Raw genomic sequence first — 18,512 nt, 5'->3', positions numbered from 1 at the left:
CCCCGCCTCCTGGCCATGCTCGCCGCGTTATCGCTCTGCGTGCAGCCTGCCGCCGCCCAATCGGTGCTACGCGATGCCGAAACCGAAGCCTTGTTCCGCGAAGCATCGGCCCCGATCTTCAAGGCCGCTGGGTTCAATCCCGATGCCATCGATCTGGTCCTGCTCAACGATGGCTCGATCAACGCCTTCGTCGCGGGCGGGCAGGCGATCTACATCCATTCGGGCCTGATCGGCGCGGCTGACAGCGTGAACGAACTGCAGGGCGTCATCGCGCACGAGCTGGGCCACATCACCGGCGGCCACGTCGTGCGCTTCAACGAAGGGCTGAAGCCTGCCACCGGTATAACCGTGCTTTCGCTACTGCTCGGCGGTCTGGCAGCGGCGGCAGGATCGGCGGATGCGGCCATGGGCGTGTTCATGGCGGGCCAGCAGGCCGCGCTGGGCAAATTCCTTGCCTTCAGCCGCGCGCAGGAAAGTTCGGCAGACGCCGCCGGTGCGCAGTTCCTTTCCAAGGCAGGCATATCCGGGCGCGGCTCGATCGAATTTTTCAAGAAGCTGCAGAACCAGGAATTCCGCTATGGCTACAATGCCAGCGCGAACCCCGATGCTGAATTCTATCGCACCCACCCGATGACCTCGGACCGCCTGACCACGCTGCAGGACACCTATGAACAAGATCCGGCATGGAACACCCCGCCCCCGGCCTCGCTCCAAGCCAAGTTTTTGCGGGTAAAAGCCAAGCTTTACGGATACTTGGCCGAACCTCAGGAAACCCTGCGCGCCTACCCCGAATACCTCACCGATGTCCCAGCGAGATACGCCCGCGCTTATGCCTTCCACAAGGAAGCTTTCGTCGACAAGGCCCTGGCAGAAACCGAATCGTTGATCGCCAGCGATCCCGACAATCCCTATTTTCTCGAACTCGAAGGGCAGATCCTGCTCGAATCCGGGCGGCCTGCCGATGCGCTCGCCCCTTTGCGCAAGGCAACAGCGCTGACCGGTAATGCCCCTCTGATCGCCACCACATTTGGCCACGCGCTGATCGCTACCGAGGACAAGGACAACTTTGCCGAAGCCGAAACGGTGCTGCGCGCATCGGTGGTGCGCGACCGGGAAAATCCCTTCACTTGGTATCAGCTTGGCGTGGTTTACGAAGCCAAGGGCGATCTGCCCCGCGCGCGTCTGGCCAGTGCGGAGCAGCAGCTGATGAACATGCAGTTGGGCAACGCCGTGCGCAGCGCCGAAGCGGCGGAGGCGGCGCTGCCCAAGGGCACGCCCGACTGGCTGCGCGCGCAGGATATCGCGATGTCCGCCCGCGCGATGATGGAACGCCAGAAGAAATCGCGCTAGGCCGCTTGCCATGACGAAAACCTCACCCCGCCGCTTCGGCCTGTTCGCCGCAACCGCCGCCGTATTCGCGCTCGCAGGCGCTGGCGGGGGTTGGTGGTATGCCAGCCAGCGCGCCGCCGGAACTGCGGGTGACGACGCCGCGCTTGAGGCCTCACTGGCCAACGCGGGCATCAACGGCAAGGAACGCGCCGCTATCGAAGGGCTGGTGCGCGCCTATATCCTCGAACATCCCGAAGTCCTGCCCGAAGCGATGGAACGGCTGCAGGCGCGCGAGGCTGAAGCCCGCATTGCACCGATGCGCGGGGCATTGGAAACGCCGTTTCCCGGCGCCGTGTTGGGCAACCCCAATGGCAAGGTCACGCTGGTCGAATTCACCGACTTTGCCTGTACATATTGCCGCCAGAGCGTGAAGGCGCTCGAAACGCTCGTCGCGAAGAATCCTGACTTGCGCGTGGTGGTGCGCGAACTGCCGATTATCGCGCCCGAAAGCGCACCCGCCGCGCGCATGGCACTGGCCGCTGCCGCGCAGGGCAAATACCCTGCCTATCACAAGGCCATGTTCGAAGGCGCACGCCCATCAGACGCCAGCATTGCCGCCGCCGCCGGGGCCGCGGGGCTGGACATGACCGCCGCCAGCGCCTTTGCCGCGCGGCCCGATGTGGAAGAGGAACTCAAGCGCAATCTGGACATGGCGCGGCAACTTGGCATCAACGGCACGCCTGCGTGGATTGTTGGCGGTCGCATCGTCCACGGCGCGGTTCCGCCAGAGGAACTGCAATCCGCCATCGATGCAGCGCGCAAAGGCTAAGTTGGCCTATAAGCTGGCCTAGTCCGTACCAACAGGTTACAACCCGCTTATGGCAGCCTTGCCGTTCAGACCTACGCCGTTCTTCGGCAACAAGAACCGCGCTTTCTGGCGCTTGCAGTTCCTTGGCTGGGGCGGCGCGATGCTACTGCGCGCGATGTCGTCCATTGCCAATGCGCAGCCGTGGTCGTTCCTCGTTATCGTGGTCATCGCCACGATCACCGGCTTTTCGATCTCGCTGATTCTGTCGGTGATCTACCGCGCGCTGATCAACCGGCGGCCCCTGGTAACGTGGGGCGTCACCGCGCTCACCCTGTCCGCCGCCGTGGGGCTTTATGCCTTTATCGATTCGTGGGTTATCAGCCTGTACCGGCAGGGCGGAGACGCCAGCTTCGCGCAGCTTTTCCTGGGCGTTTTCTACCTCGATCTCACGCTGCTGATATCGTGGACCGGGCTGTATTACGCGATCAACTTCTTCCTGCAGGTGGAAGAGCAGAACGATCAGTTGATCCGGCTTGAGGCGCAGGCAACCAGCGCGCAACTTGCCATGCTGCGCTACCAGTTGAACCCGCACTTCCTGTTCAACACGCTCAATTCCATTTCCACGCTGGTTCTGCTGAAACAGACCGAGCCTGCCAACGCGATGCTTTCGCGGCTGTCTTCGTTCCTGCGCTATACGCTGGTGAACGAACCCACCGCCCGCGTGACCGTGGCGCAGGAAATCGAGACGCTGAAGCTCTACCTCGATATCGAGCGGATGCGTTTTGAAGAGCGGTTGCGCACCGAATTTCGCATCGACGATGCCGTGCGCAACGGGTTGATGCCATCGCTGCTGCTGCAACCGCTGGTCGAAAACGCGATCAAATATGCTGTCAGCCCGCTGGAATATGGCGCGGAAATCACGGTCGAGGCGCAACTCGTCGGCCCGATGCTGCGGGTCACCGTTTCGGACACCGGGCCGGGCTTGCCAGCGGGCACCGATCCGTCAAGCGTATTTGGCGTGAGCAGCGACAGCACCGGCATAGGTTTGGCGAACATCCGCGACCGTCTTGTTCAGGCCTATGGCGAGAACCAGCGGTTCGACATTTCAAACCGCGCGGAAGGCGGTTTTCAAGTCGTGCTGGAACTGCCGTTCGAAGCAAAGGCCGAGGCACCCGTCATCCCAGCGGTGCGAAAGCCAATGGGGATTGGCGCATGATTTCGGGAACTTGTTCCCGCTTGCACCGTCCTGCCATCAGGAATTCTCCAAAGGGGGAATCGTCACGGGGGCGCAACGTGATGCATAAAGGAAACGCATGACCATCCGCACCATCCTCGTCGATGACGAGAAACTGGCCATTCAGGGGCTTCAGCTCCGCCTGCAGGCTTTCCCCGATGTCGAGGTGATCGACACCTGCTCCAACGGGCGCGAGGCCATCCGCAAGATCAAGACGGAAAAGCCAGATCTGGTGTTCTGCGATATCCAGATGCCGGGCTTCGATGGCTTTTCCGTGGTCAAGGGCGTGATGGAAATCGATCCGCCGCTATTTGTCTTCGTCACCGCCTATTCCGAACACGCGATCAAGGCGTTCGAAGCCAACGCGGTCGATTACCTGCTCAAGCCGGTGGAGGAAGATCGTCTGGCCGATGCGCTGGATCGCGCGCGCACCCGCCTTTCGGAAAAGCGTAGCCGCGAAGAGGCCGAAAAGCTCAAGACCGTGCTGGCCGAAGTTGCCCCCGATGCCATGCCGGAGATCGAGGAAGAGGGCGAACCGGTTGCCGGACGCTTCGAAAAGCTCATCAATATCAAGGATCGCGGCAAGATCTTTCGCGTCGATGTGGATTCAATCGAACGCATCGAAGCGGCGGGCGATTACATGTGCATCTACACCGGCGACAATTCGCTGATCCTGCGCGAAACGATGAAAGACCTTGAACGCCGCCTTGATCCGCGCGTGTTCCAGCGTGTCCACCGGTCCAAGATCGTGAACCTCGATCAGGTTCGGGAAGTGAAGCCGCATACCAATGGCGAATGCTTCCTCGTGCTGGAATCGGGTGCCGAGGTGAAAGTTTCGCGCTCCTATCGCGATGTGGTGGCGCGCTTCGTTCACTAAGGGCAGCTTGGAAAAATTCGCCCCACTCTCCCGCTCATGCTGAGCTTGTCGAAGCATCCCGGAGCCGGTAGCTGCGAAGGACGTGCCTGCCTCGCGTCCTTCGACAGGCTCAGGACGAGCGGAGTGCTTTGATGCAAGATTTTTCCATTCACGGCTTCGATCTGGAAGCCTTCATTACCGCAACGCTGGCCGAGGATCTGGGCGAAGGCCTGCCCGGCGGCGGGCATGACGTTACCTGCGAAAGCGTGATCCCCGCTGGCGCGCGCTTCACCGGCGTAATGGACAGCCGCGATGCCATCACCGTTTGCGGCCTTCCCATCGCCGCTGCGTTCTTCCGCGCGCTCGACCCTGCGATGGCAATCGAATTTCTGGCCGAGGAAGGCGCGCGCGTCGCGCCCGGATCGGACCTTATGCGGCTTGAGGGCAATGCCCGCGCGATGTTGACGGCAGAGCGCAGCGCGCTGAACACCGTCCAGCACCTTTCGGGCGTGGCTACGCTGACGCGGCAATATGTCGATGCGATGGGCGAAACCAAGGCAAAGTTGCTGGACACGCGCAAGACCATTCCCGGCCTGCGCCACCTTGAGAAATATGCAGTGCGCACCGGTGGCGGCACCAATCACCGCATGGGGTTGTGGGACGCGGCGATGATCAAGGACAACCACGTCCTTGTGGCAGGCGGCGTGGCCGAAGCGGTGCGCCGCGCGCTGTCGGCCGGGGTAAAGGACGTGATCTGCGAAGTGGATCATATCGACCAGATCGAACCCGCGCTATCTGCCGGGGCCACCCGCCTGCTGCTCGACAATATGGGGCCTGATCTGTTGCGTGAAGCCGTGGCGCTGGTCGCTGGCCGCGTGCTGTGTGAGGCTTCGGGCGGGGTGCGGCTCGAGACCATCGGTGCGATTGCCGCTTCGGGGGTGGATTATGTTTCGGTCGGCCGCCTGACGCAAAGCGCGCCTGCCGCCGATATCGGCCTCGACTTCACGCCGCTGGGCTGAAAGAACCGGGCCATGACTCAGGAACGCCCCATCACCATCCGCCTGTTCGAACACGGCGTGATCCTCAGCCAGTTGATGCGCATCGCCAATGTTGCCGCAAACACCGATGCAATGGCCGCAGCGCTGGAAATCACGCCATTGCAGGTGATCACCGGGCCGGTTGCCAATGCCTTTATCGCCATCGGTCTGGCGCTGGTCATCACGCGCGGACGACAGTCCATCGCACGCTGGTTCCTCAGTGCGGTGATCGTGCTGGATTTGGTCGGTCTTCCCGGCATTCCGGTGGTGGCCACGATGATCGGCGTGCCGTTTGCCATCGTATCGGCCATCGCCATTCTGCTGATGCTGGCAGCCGGCGTGCTGATGTGGCTGCCCGCTTCCACAGCGTGGCTGAAGCAGGGCAAGGCGGGCTGATGGCCATGCGGAGCGTTGTGACAATTTTGGCGCTGACCCTGGCCACCCCTGCCATCGCGCAGGGATGGCAATGCGAAGTGCCGCCACAGATCAACGTACCCGCGCTGCCCGAACCGGACGCGCCGTCGCGCATCACGCCGATCACGGGCTATACCCTTGCTGCAAGCTGGTCGCCCGAATTCTGCCGCACGCGCAAAACCGATCCCGCCCATGCCACGCAATGTTCTGGGCGGCAGGGCCGCTTCGGCTTTGTGCTGCATGGGCTTTGGCCCGATGGGAAGGATGGCCGCTATCCGCAATACTGCCCGTCGCGCCGCCTGCCCGATGCGCAAGTGCTGCGGCGCAACTTCTGCACGACGCCCTCCGCCGATCTGATGATGCACGAATGGGCCAAGCACGGCACCTGCATGAGCGCTGATCCTGCGGCCTATTTCGACAAGGGCCGCACCCTGTTCCAGACCCTGCAATTCCCCGACATGGCGCGCCTTTCACGCACGGAAGGGCTGGATGCCGGCAAGGTGCGTCAAGCGATGGCCCTGGCCAATCCGCGCCTGCGGCCTGATATGTTCAAGCTGCTGATCGGCCGCAATGGCTGGCTGCGCGAAGTTCACGTCTGCTATTCGCGCGCGTTCAAGCCAATGCGCTGCCCTACGGGAAGCGGGCCTGCGAATACGGTGCCCGTGAAGATCTGGCGCTCGTTCTAACGCCGCTCCCGGAAGAAACCGCGCAGCATATCGGCTGCCTCGCCCTCGCCCATACCTGAGTATACCTCCGGTCGGTGCAGGCATGTCGGCTGATCGAACACCCGCGCACCGTGCTCCACCGCGCCGCCCTTGGGATCGCTCGCAGCGTAATAGACCCGCGCGATTCGGGCATGGACGATGGCGCCTGCGCACATCGCGCAAGGTTCAAGGCTGACCCACAGGTCGCACCCTTCAAGCCGTTCCTGCCCCAGCGCGGCAGCAGCGGCGCGAATCGCCAGCACTTCGGCATGGGCGGTGGGATCGCGCAGGCTGCGGGGCTGGTTGTGCGCGGTGGCGATGATTGTGCCGTCCTTGACGATGACCGCGCCTATCGGCACTTCGCCTTCGGCGGCGGCGGAACGGGCCTGTTCAATGGCCAGTCGCATCGGTTCGGGGAGAGGCCACCTTGTCATCCCGCGGGGTATAAGTCGCGGAATGTCGCTTTCAAACTCCGAATCCTTGACTTCGGTCTGTGAATCGATAAGAGCCGCGCCTTCCCGATAGGTATTATCGAACACAAGCGAGTTTTAGCCATGTCGCGTATCTGCGAACTGACCGGTAAGGGCCGCCAAGTCGGTCACAACGTAAGCCACGCCAACAACAAGACCAAGCGTCTGTTCCTGCCAAACCTGCAGAACGTCACGCTGATGAGCGAGAAGCTGGATCGCAGCTTCAAGTTCCGCGTTTCGACGCACGGCCTGCGCTCGGTTGAGCACAACGGCGGTCTGGACAACTGGCTGCTCAAGCAGTCGGACACCAAGCTTTCGACGCGCGCCCTCAAGGTGAAGCGCGAGCTGGTGAAGGCGAACGCCGCCTAATCTTCCGCCCGTAAAGGGACTGGAAACGAAAGCCCCCTTCCTCAGCGGAACGGGGGCTTTTCCTGCGTATGGTCAATGCGGCAGGCGCTTGGTGTCCAGACGCAGCTTCATCAACCGCGTTTCCTGCAATGCCATGCCATTGGCGTCTGACAGCAGCCACACCAGCAGGCCCTGCGGCGCATCCTGCACCACCATCGCTTCGTAATTTTCGCGCAAGGCGGGGGTATCGATCCGCGCCAGTTCCTGCGCGGGCCAAGGGCGCTTTGGATCAAGCCGCGCCGGATCGGCCAGCACCAGCCTTGATTCGAAGTGCGGCGGAAACAGCGCCAGCCTGCGGACGAGGATCAGCAGCCGCCTATCGGGCAACTGCGCCATATCCACCGGATCGAACCCCGGCGGCAGTTCGATGCCGAACGGCTGCGGCTTTGCACGATCCGGCGCATCGGCAAAGACCAGCCCCAGATGAAGCCCCCCGCGCCGCGCGCCGCAGGTTTCGCACAGCAGCATCCAGCGCCCGTCACGCAGCCGCGCCATCGCTTCGGGACCGCCGTTCTTCGGCCAGTCTTTCAGCACGGGAATCCTGATGAAAGCCCCCTTGCTGCGGTCGGCGTCGATGCGGATCAGCCGGTCATCGTCCTCAAGGCCGAACCAGATGCTGTCATCGGGCGCGGCAACTGCCGATTCGATATCGAAAACCGCCCAGTCCCCACGCGGCCCCCTGAAATAGACCGCGCGCCGAATGCCGACCTGCTTTGCCTTGGGAATGCCCGGCGTCATCACGCCCGGCGGGGTAAAGCGCAGGCGCATGTTACGGTCTGAAAAGGCGAGCAACTGCCCGGTGCCCACGTCGATCATCGCAGACCATCCCCCGAAGCGCGAATTGGGGCTGTCCATGCGCCACAGCCCTTCCAGCCTGAACGGGCCGAGGCCGGTCACTTCATCGGCGGCGGGCGCAATATTGGTGAAGCGCAAAACTTGCTGGTGGTTGCGGAACGCAGGTTGCCACCCCCATGTCGTCCACAGGAGCGGGATCAGCAGGAAAAGGATGGCCAGCCCCCGACGCACGCGCACCGGATCGCACGAGCGAGGCGTGCCTCATATGCGCAATTCATCCATTTCGGATATATCTCAGGCGGCAGGCACGAACTTCAACGCCAGACCATTGATACAATAGCGCAGGCCCGTGGGCGCTGGCCCATCGTTGAACACATGGCCAAGATGCCCGCCGCACTGATGACAGTGCACTTCGGTGCGCGTCATGCCCAGCGAACGGTCGGTCGTGGTGCCCACCACACGCGGCAGCGGCTTCCAGAAGCTAGGCCACCCCGTACCACTGTCGAACTTTGTGGCCGAGCTGAACAGCGCTGTGCCATCGGCAGCGCAGGCGAACGTGCCCTTGCGCTTTTCCTTGTTCAGGGGCGAGGTGAAGGGCCGTTCGGTGCCCTCTTCGCGCAGGATGTGGAACCGGTCAGGCCCCAGCACCTGCCGCCACTCCGCCTCGCTCTTCATGATCGGAAACGTGCCCTTCGCCGCAGGCTTTGCACTACACGCAGAGGCGAAAGGCATGACCACGCCCGCAGCAAGCAGGCCCAGAAAGTGGCGACGATTGGATGCGACAAGAGTCATCAAAAACCTCTGGTATCCTGCCGACAGGCCGGGAGGCAAGCCTCGGGGGGCGGTGGCCCATCGGCAGGACATGGCCCAGTCTAAACCCGTCCTGCCCCCGTAATCGTGACCCACATCATAGCAGTCCAACCTGTCTGCACGATTACCGCTTTTCGAGCATGACCTCCAGCTTGCGGAAGCCGTGGACGAAGTTCGCCCGCACCCGTTCCACCTGCCCCGCCACACGCACGCGCATGTTCCGTTCGTGCATTTCTTCGAGCAGGATTCGCAGTTGCAGTTCAGCCAGACGCGCGCCCACGCAGCGGTGGATGCCATGCCCGAACGACAGGTGCCGCCGCGCATTGGGACGGTCGACGATCAGCTTGTCCGGGTTTTCGAACACGGTCTCGTCGCGGTTGGCAGAGATATACCACAGTACCATCTTATCGCCCGCGCTGATCTTGTGGCCGAACAGCTCTGCGTCCGCCGTGGCGGTGCGGCGCATATGCGCCAGCGGGGTGACGAATCTGATGCACTCCTGCACCGCATTGGGGATCAGCGAAGGATCGCGTTCCAGCAGTTCGCGCTGGTCGGGGAACTGATCGAGCGCGTGAATGATGCCCGACATGGTGTTGCGCGTGGTATCGTTGCCCCCCACGATCAGCAGCACCAGATTGCCCATGAATTCCTGCGGGCTCATGTGATTCATCGCTTCGGAATGAATCATCATTGAAATGAGATCCCCCGAAGGCGCAGCGCGCATCCGTTCGCCCCACAAGCGCTGGAAATAATGCGCCATCTCGCCCAGAAAGCCAAAGCGCGTGTCGGCCAGATCGCGCGCCAGCGTGAGTTCCACATCGCCCGCCCAGTCGGACCAGAACGTCAACAACCGACGGTCCGCCCACGGAAAGCCGAACAGCAGCGCCAGCATTCCGGTGGTCAGTTCGATGGAAACCTTGTCCACCCAGTCAAACTTTTCGCCCCACGGCAGCGAATCGAGCACTTCGCCGGTGCGGCGGCGAATCTCGGCCTCCATCTCCACCATCTTGGCCGGCGTGAAAGCCGGGGCGACCGTGCGGCGCTGGCCGGTATGGTCGGGCCGGTCCATCGCAATGAACATCGGCAATTGCCGTTCAGCAAGAACCGCAGGATCAGCATCGGCGGGCGGATCGCCAATCGTAATGCCGCCATATTGCCACGAGGAAGAAAACAGGTCCGGCAGCGATTCCACGTGCTGGATCGCTTTGTGGCTCACCACGTTCCAGTACGCGCCATAGGGCGATTCGGGCACGAAGTTGACCGGAGCCTCTGCACGCATTTCCGCAAAGATCGGCTGCCAGCGATCTTCCATGTAGATGTCTGACCGGCTGACGTCCCACTTGTGGCTATGCGCCGGGATCGCCTGCGGATTGTCCTTCAACCAGGCGGTGAAGGCTTCGATGGCGGTGGGTGAACTGCGATAGGTGAACTGCGGCGCTTCGGGTGCAAGCTGCGTGGCCATTGGCTATCCTCCGGTCGGGGCCGCGCCTTGGCGCGCGATCCTCCTCACCCTGACAAGCTGCCACAACCTACATCGATGTCAATAAGCTTTTGCGCCTTTTCCGAACAGCCGCTTCCACACGGATTTCTTCGTTGTAGCAGGGCCGGACTTCATCACCGTGCGCCGGAACAGTTGCGCGCCCGCGCGCACGATCACGATTACCCACAGCACCTGCCAGCCCAGCGCCACCAGATGCGGCCAGACATCGGGATACTGCGCCGCCCGCGCCAGCATGGCGTAAGGCGAACTTACCGGAAAGATGATTGAAGCCCAGTCTAGCCACGATCCCGGCGACGTCAGCGCATAGCTGGCAAAGAAGAATACCATCAGCTGGAACATCGACACCGGCATGGACAGCGTCTGCACTTCGCGCACGGTCGTTGCCATGCCGCCGATGGACAGGAACAACGATCCCATCAGCAGATATGCCATCGCGAAATAGAGGAAGCCCAGCGTCAGGAACAGCGGCCAGCCCACCGCAGGGACCGACATCGTGGGCAGGTTCCGCGCGCCAGCCAGAACGATGGCACCGCCCACGCCACCCCACACCGCAATGCCCACAAGGCTGACCGCGAGCATGGCAAAGAGCTTGCCCATGAACATCGCGTCCATCGGGATCGCAGCGGCCAGCACCTCGATGATCTTGTTGCCCTTTTCCTCGACAAGATTGGACAGAACCATGCCCGCCAGCAGCATCGTGAGCAGGAACAGCATGACCTGCGCGGCCTGCGCGGTGTAAATCTGCCCCGACTTCACCTTGGCGACCGACGTTGCCACCTCTTCCACCGCCACATCGGGATAGTCGGTCGGCGTGGCTGAACGCGCCCGCGCGGCAAGGTTGGAAACCACGCCCACCCACTGCCGCGCCCGTTCGCCCGGCGCGGTCAACAGCGGCTTGTCCAGCGTGCCGCCAAGCACAGCCGACACCGGGCGGTCGCCATTGGCAAGCGCGGCGCGCGCGTCGAACGTCTGGCCGGGCTGCATGTCCTGCAAAACCACGATTTCGGGAATGGCTCCCGGCACGCGCCCATCCAGTTCCTCCCGCGCGCGGAGCATGGCCCGCGAATCAGCAGCGCTCATCGCAAGCCCGATGGTGGGCCTTTCCACATTCTGCTGCACCTTGCCGCCAATGCTGCCAGCAAGCCCGCCGACCAGCACCGGAAAGATCGGGCCAATCAGAAAGAAGATGAAGGTCTTGGAAAAGACCACGGCCACGAAATCGCGCCGCGCGATGACCATCATCGCGCGCAGTTTATCGGCAAAACCGCTCATTTCGCTTCTCCCGCGCTCTCTTCCAGCGCCTTGGCCGCAGCCTCGCCGGCAATCGCCACGAAGGCATCGTGCAGCCCCGCCCGTTCGATCGACAGGCTGAGAATACCCGCATCGCCTTCGATCAGCGCACGCAACAGCGGCTCCACGCCGGTTTCGGGCAGGGTGAAGTGCCAGAACGCGCCTTCGTGCCGCGCGTCGGCAGGCAGTGCGGCGCGCCACGGCCCGTCCTGCGCGCGGGTTTCCAGTCGCACTTGCGGGCGCAGCCGGTCACGCGCCACGTCCACCGGTCCTGCGAATGGCACCTTGCCGCCCGCAATAATGGCCACCTGATCGCACAACCGTTCTGCATGGGCGATGACGTGGGTGGAGAAGATTACCGTCGTGCCGCGCGCGGCCAGATCGCGGATCATCCGCTCCAGCTTGCCCTGATTGAGCGCATCGAGGCCTGAAAACGGCTCGTCAAACACCACCAGATCGGGTTCGTGGACCAGCGTGCCCAGCAATTGCACGGTCTGCGCCATGCCTTTGGACATCTGCCGGATCTGCCGGTCCGCCGCATAGCCCAACCCATGCGCTTCCAGCAGTTCGCGCCCCTTGCGCCGCCCTTCCTTCAGCGGCACCCCGCGCAGCGCGGCAAGGAAGCCAATGGCCTCATAGGCCTTCATCGCCGGGTATAGCCCGCGCTCTTCAGGCAGATAGCCGATGCGCCGCGCCACATCGGTGGGCCGTTCGGCCCCCAGCACGCGGCGATAGCCCTGATCGGGATCGATGATGCCCAGCAACATGCGCAGCGTGGTGGTCTTGCCTGCGCCGTTCGGCCCCAGAATCCCGTAAATCGCGCCCTTCGGCACCGAAATATCCACACCATCGACAGCGGTAAACCCATCGAACCGTTTCACCAGTCCGCGCGCTTCAATAGCGAGTTCCACGCCGGTCAGGTCAACCGCATTGCCTGTCACCGGCCATTCCCCTAGCTCGATCTTCATGACACATGCCCCTAGCGTTAGGGCATGAACGAGCGGGACAGCAAGTTTGGTTAACGCAGCGGTAGAAAGTCTGGAAGCGCGGCTGAAAGGCGAAGCCCTGCGTCTCGGCTTTTCCGCCTGCGGCTTTGCGCCCGCTGCCGGCGATCCTGTGCGCGCGGCTCGCCTCGAGCAATGGCTGGGAGAAGGCCACCACGGCACGATGGAATGGATGGAAACCCGCCTCCACCACCGGCGCGGGCCGCAATCGCTGTGGCCTGAAGCGCAAAGCGTGATCGCGCTGGGGATGAGCTATGCCCCCGCCACCGATCCTCGCGCCCTGGAAGCCCACCCGGACCGCGCCCGCATCTCGGTCTATGCCCAAGGCAGCGATTATCACGATGTGGTGAAGCGCAACCTGAAGGCCCTTGCCCGCTGGCTGGTGGCCGAAGAACCCGGCGCGCAGGTCAAGGTTTTCGTCGATACCGCCCCGGTCATGGAAAAGCCGCTTGGACAACTGGCGGGCATCGGCTGGCAGGGCAAGCACACCAACCTTGTCAGCCGCACCCACGGGTCATGGCTGTTTCTGGGCGCGATCTTCACCACGCTGAATCTTTTGCCGGACGAGCCACATGTCGACCGTTGCGGTTCGTGCACCGCCTGCCAAACGGCCTGCCCCACGCAGGCATTTCCCGCGCCGTATCGGCTCGATGCGCGGCGCTGCATTTCCTATCTCACCATCGAACACAAAGGCCCGGTGCCTGAAGAGTTCCGGGCAGCGTTAGGCAACCGGATCTACGGCTGCGACGATTGCCTTGCCGCCTGCCCGTGGAACAGCTTCGCCGCCGTCGCCCAGGCCAACCGCGCCTTCCTGCCCCGCGCGGAATTGACCGCGCCAAGGCTGGCGGAACTGCTGGCGCTGGATGACGCAACGTTTCGCAAAGTGTTCAGCGGAAGTCCGATCAAGCGCATCGGGCGAGATCGCTGGGTGCGCAATTGCCTCTATGCGGCAGGGAACAGTGGGGATTTGGCGCTGGTGGCGCCGGTTGCCGCGCTGTTGGGCGATCCCGATCCGGCGGTGGCAGATGCGGCGCGTTGGGCGATGGCGGCGCTGGAACAGCACCACCCCCAACCCCCTCCTCTGAAGAGGAGGGGGCTTTAGAGATGCGATTACCTTCTCCCCCTCCTCTTCAGAGGAGGGGGTCGGGGGGTGGTGCCTTCTGCCTAAGCCACCATTTCCTTCAAAGGCACACTCGCATCGGCCAGCATCTCCGGCGCGATCTGCGCGCGGGCTTCGACCAGTTTCTTGCCCTGCACATAGTCCTTGACCATGTTCACGCAATCGAGCGCAATGACCTTGCCGTGCTTGAGATAGACGACCGAGAATGAGCGCGTGGCCGGATCGCCGCGCAGCACCGCGTTGTCGTGGCCGGTGGAAAGCCCAACAGTCTGCAATCGCAAGTCATACTGGTTGGACCAGAACCACGGCGTTGCCTTGTAGGGCACCGGTGCGCCGCAGATGTCCTTGGCGGCAGTTGTCGCCATATCATTGGCATTCTGCACCGATTCCAGACGGATCACAGCACCATCGGCAAAATCGTTGGCATGGGCCGCGCAATCGCCAATCGCATAGACATCGGGCAGCGAGGTGCGGCAGAATTCGTCCACATCCACGCCATTCGCACCTGCCGCGCCTGCCGAAAGCAGCGGCGCGATGCACGGAATGATGCCGATGCCCACGATCACGATGTCAGCGGGCAGCACCGATCCGTCCTGCATCCGCACGCCGGTCACCTTGGTGCCATCGCCTTCAATGCAGTCCATCGCCGCATCAGTGCGCAGGTCCACGCCATGCGCGCGGTGTTCGGCCTGATAGAATTCCGAGAGCGCCTCTCCGGCCACGCGCGCCAGCACGCGGGGCAGGGCTTCCAGCAGCGTGACCTGCACATCGAACTTGGTCAGCACCGCCGCCGCTTCCAGCCCGATGTAGCCGCCTCCGATCACCACCGCACGCTTGGCCCCGGCATCAAGCTCCTGCATCAGCCGGTCGGCATCTTCCTTCGTGCGCACGGCATGAACGCCGGTCAGGTCGGCGCCCATGCACGAAAGCCTGCGCGGATCGCCGCCGGTCGCCCAGATCAGCTTGCCGTACCCAATTTCGCTGCCATCGCCTAGTTTGACGGTATGTGCCGCCGGATCGAGCGAGACGACCTCGCTCGACAGCTTCATTTCGACGGCCTTATCCACCCAGAACTGTTCCGGGCGGATGCAGATGCGGTCGAACGTTTTGTCGCGCGCGAGGTATTCTTTCGACAGCGGCGGACGCTCATAAGGGATTTCCGGCTCACGCCCGATCACCAGCACGCGGCCTTCAAAGCCGTTCTGGCGCAGCGCGATGGCGGCCTGCGCCCCGCCGTGCCCTGCCCCCACGATGATGACGTCTGCGTGTTCCATTCGAATCCTCCCGACTTTCATCTGCCGTTTGGACAAAAGTGCCCTAACGTCAACCAATCAGCATCAAAAAGACCGTTGCGTCCAAGCAAAGATCGTCGCTTGCGCCCGCCGAAGACTTTGATATGCTATGTGGTATAACATAAGACGTGCCGGGAGTTGGGATATGATGCGCATGACAACCGCCAGAGCCTTGATCGCAGCCTCGCTTGCTGCGCTGTGGATGCCCGCCAGCGCCGAAAGCCCACCTCCGGTGCCGCAGGATCCGGTCATCGCCATGCGCCAGCATTGGCTGGATGCTGACATAAACAGCTACAACTTCCGCAATTCCTGGCAGATCTTCGAAACGCGTCCCGTGGCCAAGGGCGATCAGGTCTGGCCGCTCGCTGCTGGCCGAGTCACCACGATGCCCGCCGACTACGATGCCTGGGCCCGCCGCACCTACACCAATGCCCTGCTGGTGATCCATGACGGCAAGGTCGTGTTCGAGGACTATCGCAACCGGACTGTCCCTGAAGACCGTTTCATCTCGTTCTCTATGGCTAAAACCATCACCGCCCTGCTGGTCGGCCTTGCGCTGGAAGACGGCAAGATCGCTTCGATTGATGATCCGGCCAGCAAGTACGTGCCCGAACTCAAAGGCGGCGGATACGAGGGCGTCTCGATCCGTCACCTGCTGCAGATGCGTTCGGGCGTCGCCTATGAGGAGCGCTACGATTTCGGCGCAAACCCCAGCCTTGCCGCGCTGATCCACATGAACGCCATAGTGGCCAACAAGGAGCGCTTTGCGGATCGCGCGCGCACCATCAGCAAAACCGCCGCCCCCGGCAGTCGCTTCAATTACGCCACCCTCGATACCGCAGTGCTCGGCTGGGTGCTGGAACGCGCCACGGGTGAGACGCTCGCCTCCTACATGAGCCGCCGCCTGTGGCAGCCGATGGGTGCCGAGGCCGATGGATTCTTTATCGCCGATGGGCCGGACGGAGTGGGCCGCGAACTGTCAGGCATGGGTTACAACGCGCGCCTGCGCGATTTCGGGCGCATCGGACTGATGCTGCTGAACAAGGGCAAGGCCAATGGGCGACAGGTCGTACCCGAAAGCTGGGTGACGCAGGCCACCGCAATGGTGCCCTTTGAGCCCACATCCGCCAAGCCTACCCGCGATGCCTATGGATTCCAGATATGGAAGCTCGATGACGAACCTGGCGCCTATTCCGCCGTCGGGCTTGCCGGACAGTTCATCTATGTGCATCCGGCCAGTAGCACGGTAATCGTCAAGCTCAGCCACTTTCCCAACCCGGAACCCGCAGGCGTGGTGGACGAGACGGTCAAAGGCTTTCACGCCATAATCAGCGGTCTTAAAAAGTAGGGCTCAAAGCTCCACGATGGTGGTTGCGAGCTGCTCCACCTCGGTGCGGTCGTGGCTGACGTAGAGGATTGGCAGACCAACTTCATCGCGCAGCCGCTCGATCACGCGCAGCACGCCCTCACGCCGCGCACGGTCGAGGCCCGATAGCGGTTCGTCCATCAGCAGGAAGCGCGGATTGCTCAACAGCGCCCGCCCGATGGCCACGCGCTGCGCCTCCCCGCCCGAAAGCGAGCGCGGCCAGCGGTCCAGCAGATGCGCGATGCCCAGGAAGTCGGCAGCCTCGTCCAGCCCCATCAGGCCTTCTGCCTGCATCCCATAGGCCAGATTGTCCCGCACCCGCAGATGTGGGAACAGCCGTCCGTCCTGAAAGACATAGCCCGCGCGCCGCGCCTGCACCGGCACGTCTACACTGCCCGCACTGTCGAACAGCACCTCGCCGCCCACCGCCACGCGCCCCGTATCTGGCTTCAGCAGTCCGGCGATCATGTTCAGCACCGATGTCTTGCCCGCGCCCGAAGGCCCGAACAGCGCGGTCAGGCCCGAACCTGTCTGGAACGCACAGGCCACCACCGTATCGCCCAGCCGCCGTTCGACCGCCACATCAAAGGACATGCGCGTGCCTCCCCATGCGCCGCGCCAGCACCTCGGACACGACCAGCGCGGCCAGCGACAGCAGCACCGAAATCACCGCCAGCCGCGTCACGACGGCCTCCCCACCCGGAACCTGAAGTGCACTGTAGATTGCCAGTGGCAGCGTCTGCGTCTCGCCCGGAATGTTGGAAACAAAGGTAATGGTCGCGCCAAATTCGCCCAGCGACCGCGCGAAGCCCAGCACCGCACCGGCCACAACGCCCGGCAGCGCCAGCGGCAGCGTAACCGTGCGAAACACCCGCCAGCGCGATGCGCCCAGCGTCATCGCCGCCGCTTCCAGCCGCAGATCGACCGCCTCTATCGAAAGCCGCATTGCCCGCACCATCAGCGGCAGCGCCATGACCGCCGCCGCCAGCGCCGCCCCGGTCCAGCGGAACATCAGCGTCATGCCCAGCACATCTTCAAGCCAGCGCCCCGCCGGTCCCTGCGGCCCAAAAGCCAGCAGCAGCAGCCACCCCGTGACCACCGGTGGCAGCACAAGCGGCAGATGCACCGCCGCATCCAGCAGCACTTTGCCTGCAAAGCGCCCCCGCGCCAATGCCCATGCCAGCGCAAAGGCCAGCGGCAGGCACGCGCCCACCGCCACCGCGCTGACCTTCAGCGAAAGCCAGACAATCCCCCAGACGTCGGGGGCCATCATTTGGCCCCAAACCCGCGCCGCGCCAGAAGCGCCCGCCCTTCACGCGAAATCAGAAACCGCCGGAACCCGTCGGCATCGCGGTGGGCCGAAGCCTTTAGCAGCGCCACGGGATAGGTAATGGGCTGATGGCTGGACGCCGGAAAAACCCCCACCACGCGCACGCCCTTCGAAGCGCGCGCATCGGTGGCATAGACGATGCCCAGCGGCGCGGCCCCACGCTCCACCAATGCCAGCGCCGCGCGCACATTCTCCGCCGCCGCCACTTTGCCTGCAACGCCATTCCAGACGCCCAGCTTGGTGAGCGCCTCGCGCCCATAGCGACCCGCCGGAACCGCCGCCGGATCGGCCATTGCCAGCCGTCCGCTGCCCAGCGCCTGCGCCAGCGGAAAGCCGCGCCGGATGCCCAGCGCCACCTTGCTGCCCACCGGCGCGATCAGCACCAGCCGGTTTTCGGTCAACCGCGCCCGCGTGCCTGCGCGCAGCAAGCCCTTGCCTTGCAGATAGTCCATCCACTCTTCGTCAGCCGAAGCGAACAGATCGGCCTTCGCGCCCGCCTCTGCCTGCCGGGCCAATGCAGAAGACGCCGCGAAGGACAGCACAGGCCGCGCATGGCCTTTGGCCGCCCAGCGATCCGCCGCGTCGTTCATCGCTTCCTGTAAACTCGCCGCCGCCAGTACCAGCGGCCCGCGCTCCTGCGCGGAGGCTGGGAGAACGCTGACAAACGCGATCAGCAGCGCCATCCCGGCGCGGAACAAACCCTTCATGCACACTCCGGCAAAGCAAAGCTATGTCCGGGCGTAT

The 18,512-nt window shown here is 63.5% G+C and carries 20 protein-coding genes; 10 read left to right on the top strand and 10 right to left on the bottom strand.

What is annotated here, in order from left to right; genetic code table 11:
• Positions 1-15: 15 nt before the first annotated feature.
• The 7 genes from HGI47_RS02665 (at position 16) to HGI47_RS02635 (ending at position 6,364) form a co-directional block, all read left to right on the top strand.
• Positions 16-1,350 (top strand): M48 family metalloprotease, encoded by a 1,335-nt coding sequence (locus HGI47_RS02665; RefSeq protein ID WP_168851351.1) that lies wholly within the window; start codon positions 16-18, stop codon positions 1,348-1,350.
• Positions 1,351-1,360: 10 nt separating this feature from the next.
• Positions 1,361-2,158, top strand: coding sequence for a DsbA family protein (locus tag HGI47_RS02660; RefSeq protein WP_168851197.1), 798 nt, complete (start codon positions 1,361-1,363; stop codon positions 2,156-2,158).
• Positions 2,159-2,207: 49 nt separating this feature from the next.
• Entirely contained in the window at positions 2,208-3,353 is a 1,146-nt protein-coding gene (locus tag HGI47_RS02655) for a sensor histidine kinase (RefSeq protein WP_168851196.1), read from the top strand.
• Positions 3,354-3,450: 97 nt separating this feature from the next.
• Positions 3,451-4,248, top strand: coding sequence for a LytTR family DNA-binding domain-containing protein (locus HGI47_RS02650; protein ID WP_168851195.1), 798 nt, complete (start codon positions 3,451-3,453; stop codon positions 4,246-4,248).
• A gap of 131 nt (positions 4,249-4,379) precedes the next feature.
• Positions 4,380-5,246 carry a carboxylating nicotinate-nucleotide diphosphorylase gene (gene nadC / locus HGI47_RS02645; RefSeq protein ID WP_168851194.1) on the top strand — a complete coding sequence of 289 codons (867 nt, stop codon included), beginning with the start codon at positions 4,380-4,382 and terminating at the stop codon, positions 5,244-5,246.
• A 12-nt stretch (positions 5,247-5,258) separates the two neighbouring features.
• Positions 5,259-5,660 (top strand): hypothetical protein, encoded by a 402-nt coding sequence (locus HGI47_RS02640; RefSeq protein WP_168851193.1) that lies wholly within the window; start codon positions 5,259-5,261, stop codon positions 5,658-5,660.
• Positions 5,660-6,364 carry a ribonuclease T2 gene (locus HGI47_RS02635; protein ID WP_168851192.1) on the top strand — a complete coding sequence of 235 codons (705 nt, stop codon included), beginning with the start codon at positions 5,660-5,662 and terminating at the stop codon, positions 6,362-6,364. Before HGI47_RS02640 ends, HGI47_RS02635 begins: the two co-directional genes overlap by 1 nt.
• Here HGI47_RS02635 and HGI47_RS02630 read toward each other — a convergent pair.
• Entirely contained in the window at positions 6,361-6,816 is a 456-nt protein-coding gene (locus tag HGI47_RS02630) for a nucleoside deaminase (RefSeq protein ID WP_168851191.1), read from the bottom strand. The two genes, HGI47_RS02635 and HGI47_RS02630, sit on opposite strands and share 4 nt — an antisense overlap.
• A gap of 120 nt (positions 6,817-6,936) precedes the next feature.
• On the opposite strand from HGI47_RS02630, the gene rpmB reads away from it, so the two are divergent.
• Positions 6,937-7,221: a 50S ribosomal protein L28 gene (gene rpmB / locus HGI47_RS02625; protein ID WP_084279630.1), complete on the top strand. Its 285-nt coding sequence runs from the start codon at positions 6,937-6,939 to the stop codon at positions 7,219-7,221.
• A 72-nt stretch (positions 7,222-7,293) separates the two neighbouring features.
• Here rpmB and HGI47_RS02620 read toward each other — a convergent pair whose 3' ends face one another.
• From HGI47_RS02620 to HGI47_RS02600, 5 genes are all read right to left on the bottom strand, one after another.
• On the bottom strand, positions 7,294-8,292 hold the full coding sequence (locus tag HGI47_RS02620; RefSeq protein WP_168851190.1) for an esterase-like activity of phytase family protein: 999 nt from the start codon (positions 8,290-8,292) through the stop codon (positions 7,294-7,296).
• A gap of 57 nt (positions 8,293-8,349) precedes the next feature.
• The gene (gene msrB / locus HGI47_RS02615) at positions 8,350-8,847 is read right to left on the bottom strand and encodes a peptide-methionine (R)-S-oxide reductase MsrB (protein WP_168851189.1); all 498 of its coding nucleotides are present in this window, start codon (positions 8,845-8,847) and stop codon (positions 8,350-8,352) included.
• A 142-nt stretch (positions 8,848-8,989) separates the two neighbouring features.
• The gene (locus HGI47_RS02610) at positions 8,990-10,327 is read right to left on the bottom strand and encodes a cytochrome P450 (protein ID WP_168851188.1); all 1,338 of its coding nucleotides are present in this window, start codon (positions 10,325-10,327) and stop codon (positions 8,990-8,992) included.
• Positions 10,328-10,405: 78 nt separating this feature from the next.
• Positions 10,406-11,638, bottom strand: coding sequence for an ABC transporter permease (locus HGI47_RS02605; protein ID WP_168851187.1), 1,233 nt, complete (start codon positions 11,636-11,638; stop codon positions 10,406-10,408).
• Positions 11,635-12,624, bottom strand: a complete 990-nt coding sequence (locus HGI47_RS02600) for an ABC transporter ATP-binding protein (protein ID WP_168851186.1) — start codon at positions 12,622-12,624, stop codon at positions 11,635-11,637. Before HGI47_RS02600 ends, HGI47_RS02605 begins: the two co-directional genes overlap by 4 nt.
• 46 nt (positions 12,625-12,670) lie before the next feature.
• On the opposite strand from HGI47_RS02600, the gene queG reads away from it, so the two are divergent.
• Positions 12,671-13,762: a tRNA epoxyqueuosine(34) reductase QueG gene (queG, locus tag HGI47_RS02595; protein WP_168851185.1), complete on the top strand. Its 1,092-nt coding sequence runs from the start codon at positions 12,671-12,673 to the stop codon at positions 13,760-13,762.
• Positions 13,763-13,824: 62 nt separating this feature from the next.
• Here queG and HGI47_RS02590 read toward each other — a convergent pair whose 3' ends face one another.
• Positions 13,825-15,054 (bottom strand): NAD(P)/FAD-dependent oxidoreductase, encoded by a 1,230-nt coding sequence (locus HGI47_RS02590; protein WP_168851184.1) that lies wholly within the window; start codon positions 15,052-15,054, stop codon positions 13,825-13,827.
• Between the two features lie 163 nt (positions 15,055-15,217).
• Here HGI47_RS02590 and HGI47_RS02585 point away from each other — a divergent pair, with 163 nt between their 5' ends.
• Positions 15,218-16,420, top strand: a complete 1,203-nt coding sequence (locus HGI47_RS02585) for a serine hydrolase (protein ID WP_240949923.1) — start codon at positions 15,218-15,220, stop codon at positions 16,418-16,420.
• A gap of 3 nt (positions 16,421-16,423) precedes the next feature.
• Here HGI47_RS02585 and HGI47_RS02580 read toward each other — a convergent pair whose 3' ends face one another.
• The 3 genes from HGI47_RS02580 to modA are packed head-to-tail and all read right to left on the bottom strand — an operon-like array spanning position 16,424 to position 18,475.
• Positions 16,424-17,032: an ATP-binding cassette domain-containing protein gene (locus tag HGI47_RS02580; protein ID WP_168851182.1), complete on the bottom strand. Its 609-nt coding sequence runs from the start codon at positions 17,030-17,032 to the stop codon at positions 16,424-16,426.
• The gene (modB, locus tag HGI47_RS02575; RefSeq protein WP_168851181.1) at positions 17,022-17,711 is read right to left on the bottom strand and encodes a molybdate ABC transporter permease subunit; all 690 of its coding nucleotides are present in this window, start codon (positions 17,709-17,711) and stop codon (positions 17,022-17,024) included. Before modB ends, HGI47_RS02580 begins: the two co-directional genes overlap by 11 nt.
• Positions 17,708-18,475: a molybdate ABC transporter substrate-binding protein gene (gene modA / locus HGI47_RS02570; protein ID WP_168851180.1), complete on the bottom strand. Its 768-nt coding sequence runs from the start codon at positions 18,473-18,475 to the stop codon at positions 17,708-17,710. The genes modB and modA overlap by 4 nt, the downstream gene beginning before the upstream one ends.
• Positions 18,476-18,512: the final 37 nt, after the last annotated feature.

This window comes from Novosphingobium sp. ERN07 (assembly GCF_012641335.1).
In the GTDB taxonomy this organism is placed as follows: Bacteria; Pseudomonadota; Alphaproteobacteria; order Sphingomonadales; family Sphingomonadaceae; genus Novosphingobium.
The sequence above is the reverse complement of the archived record's forward strand: the minus strand, read 5'-3'. Positions and strand labels throughout refer to the sequence as shown.

Bases quoted from the DNA above. Each gene is read 5' to 3' on its own strand.
- HGI47_RS02665 (WP_168851351.1), top strand. From the start codon at position 16: ATGCTCGCCGCGTTATCGCTCTGCGTGCAGCCTGCCGCCGCCCAATCG.
- HGI47_RS02660 (WP_168851197.1), top strand. From the start codon at position 1,361: ATGACGAAAACCTCACCCCGCCGCTTCGGCCTGTTCGCCGCAACCGCC.
- HGI47_RS02655 (WP_168851196.1), top strand. From the start codon at position 2,208: ATGGCAGCCTTGCCGTTCAGACCTACGCCGTTCTTCGGCAACAAGAAC.
- HGI47_RS02650 (WP_168851195.1), top strand. From the start codon at position 3,451: ATGACCATCCGCACCATCCTCGTCGATGACGAGAAACTGGCCATTCAG.
- nadC (WP_168851194.1), top strand. From the start codon at position 4,380: ATGCAAGATTTTTCCATTCACGGCTTCGATCTGGAAGCCTTCATTACC.
- HGI47_RS02640 (WP_168851193.1), top strand. From the start codon at position 5,259: ATGACTCAGGAACGCCCCATCACCATCCGCCTGTTCGAACACGGCGTG.
- HGI47_RS02635 (WP_168851192.1), top strand. From the start codon at position 5,660: ATGGCCATGCGGAGCGTTGTGACAATTTTGGCGCTGACCCTGGCCACC.
- HGI47_RS02630 (WP_168851191.1), bottom strand. From the start codon at position 6,816: ATGACAAGGTGGCCTCTCCCCGAACCGATGCGACTGGCCATTGAACAG.
- rpmB (WP_084279630.1), top strand. From the start codon at position 6,937: ATGTCGCGTATCTGCGAACTGACCGGTAAGGGCCGCCAAGTCGGTCAC.
- msrB (WP_168851189.1), bottom strand. From the start codon at position 8,847: ATGACTCTTGTCGCATCCAATCGTCGCCACTTTCTGGGCCTGCTTGCT.
- HGI47_RS02610 (WP_168851188.1), bottom strand. From the start codon at position 10,327: ATGGCCACGCAGCTTGCACCCGAAGCGCCGCAGTTCACCTATCGCAGT.
- HGI47_RS02605 (WP_168851187.1), bottom strand. From the start codon at position 11,638: ATGAGCGGTTTTGCCGATAAACTGCGCGCGATGATGGTCATCGCGCGG.
- HGI47_RS02600 (WP_168851186.1), bottom strand. From the start codon at position 12,624: ATGAAGATCGAGCTAGGGGAATGGCCGGTGACAGGCAATGCGGTTGAC.
- HGI47_RS02590 (WP_168851184.1), bottom strand. From the start codon at position 15,054: ATGGAACACGCAGACGTCATCATCGTGGGGGCAGGGCACGGCGGGGCG.
- HGI47_RS02585 (WP_240949923.1), top strand. From the start codon at position 15,218: ATGATGCGCATGACAACCGCCAGAGCCTTGATCGCAGCCTCGCTTGCT.
- HGI47_RS02580 (WP_168851182.1), bottom strand. From the start codon at position 17,032: ATGTCCTTTGATGTGGCGGTCGAACGGCGGCTGGGCGATACGGTGGTG.
- modB (WP_168851181.1), bottom strand. From the start codon at position 17,711: ATGATGGCCCCCGACGTCTGGGGGATTGTCTGGCTTTCGCTGAAGGTC.
- modA (WP_168851180.1), bottom strand. From the start codon at position 18,475: ATGAAGGGTTTGTTCCGCGCCGGGATGGCGCTGCTGATCGCGTTTGTC.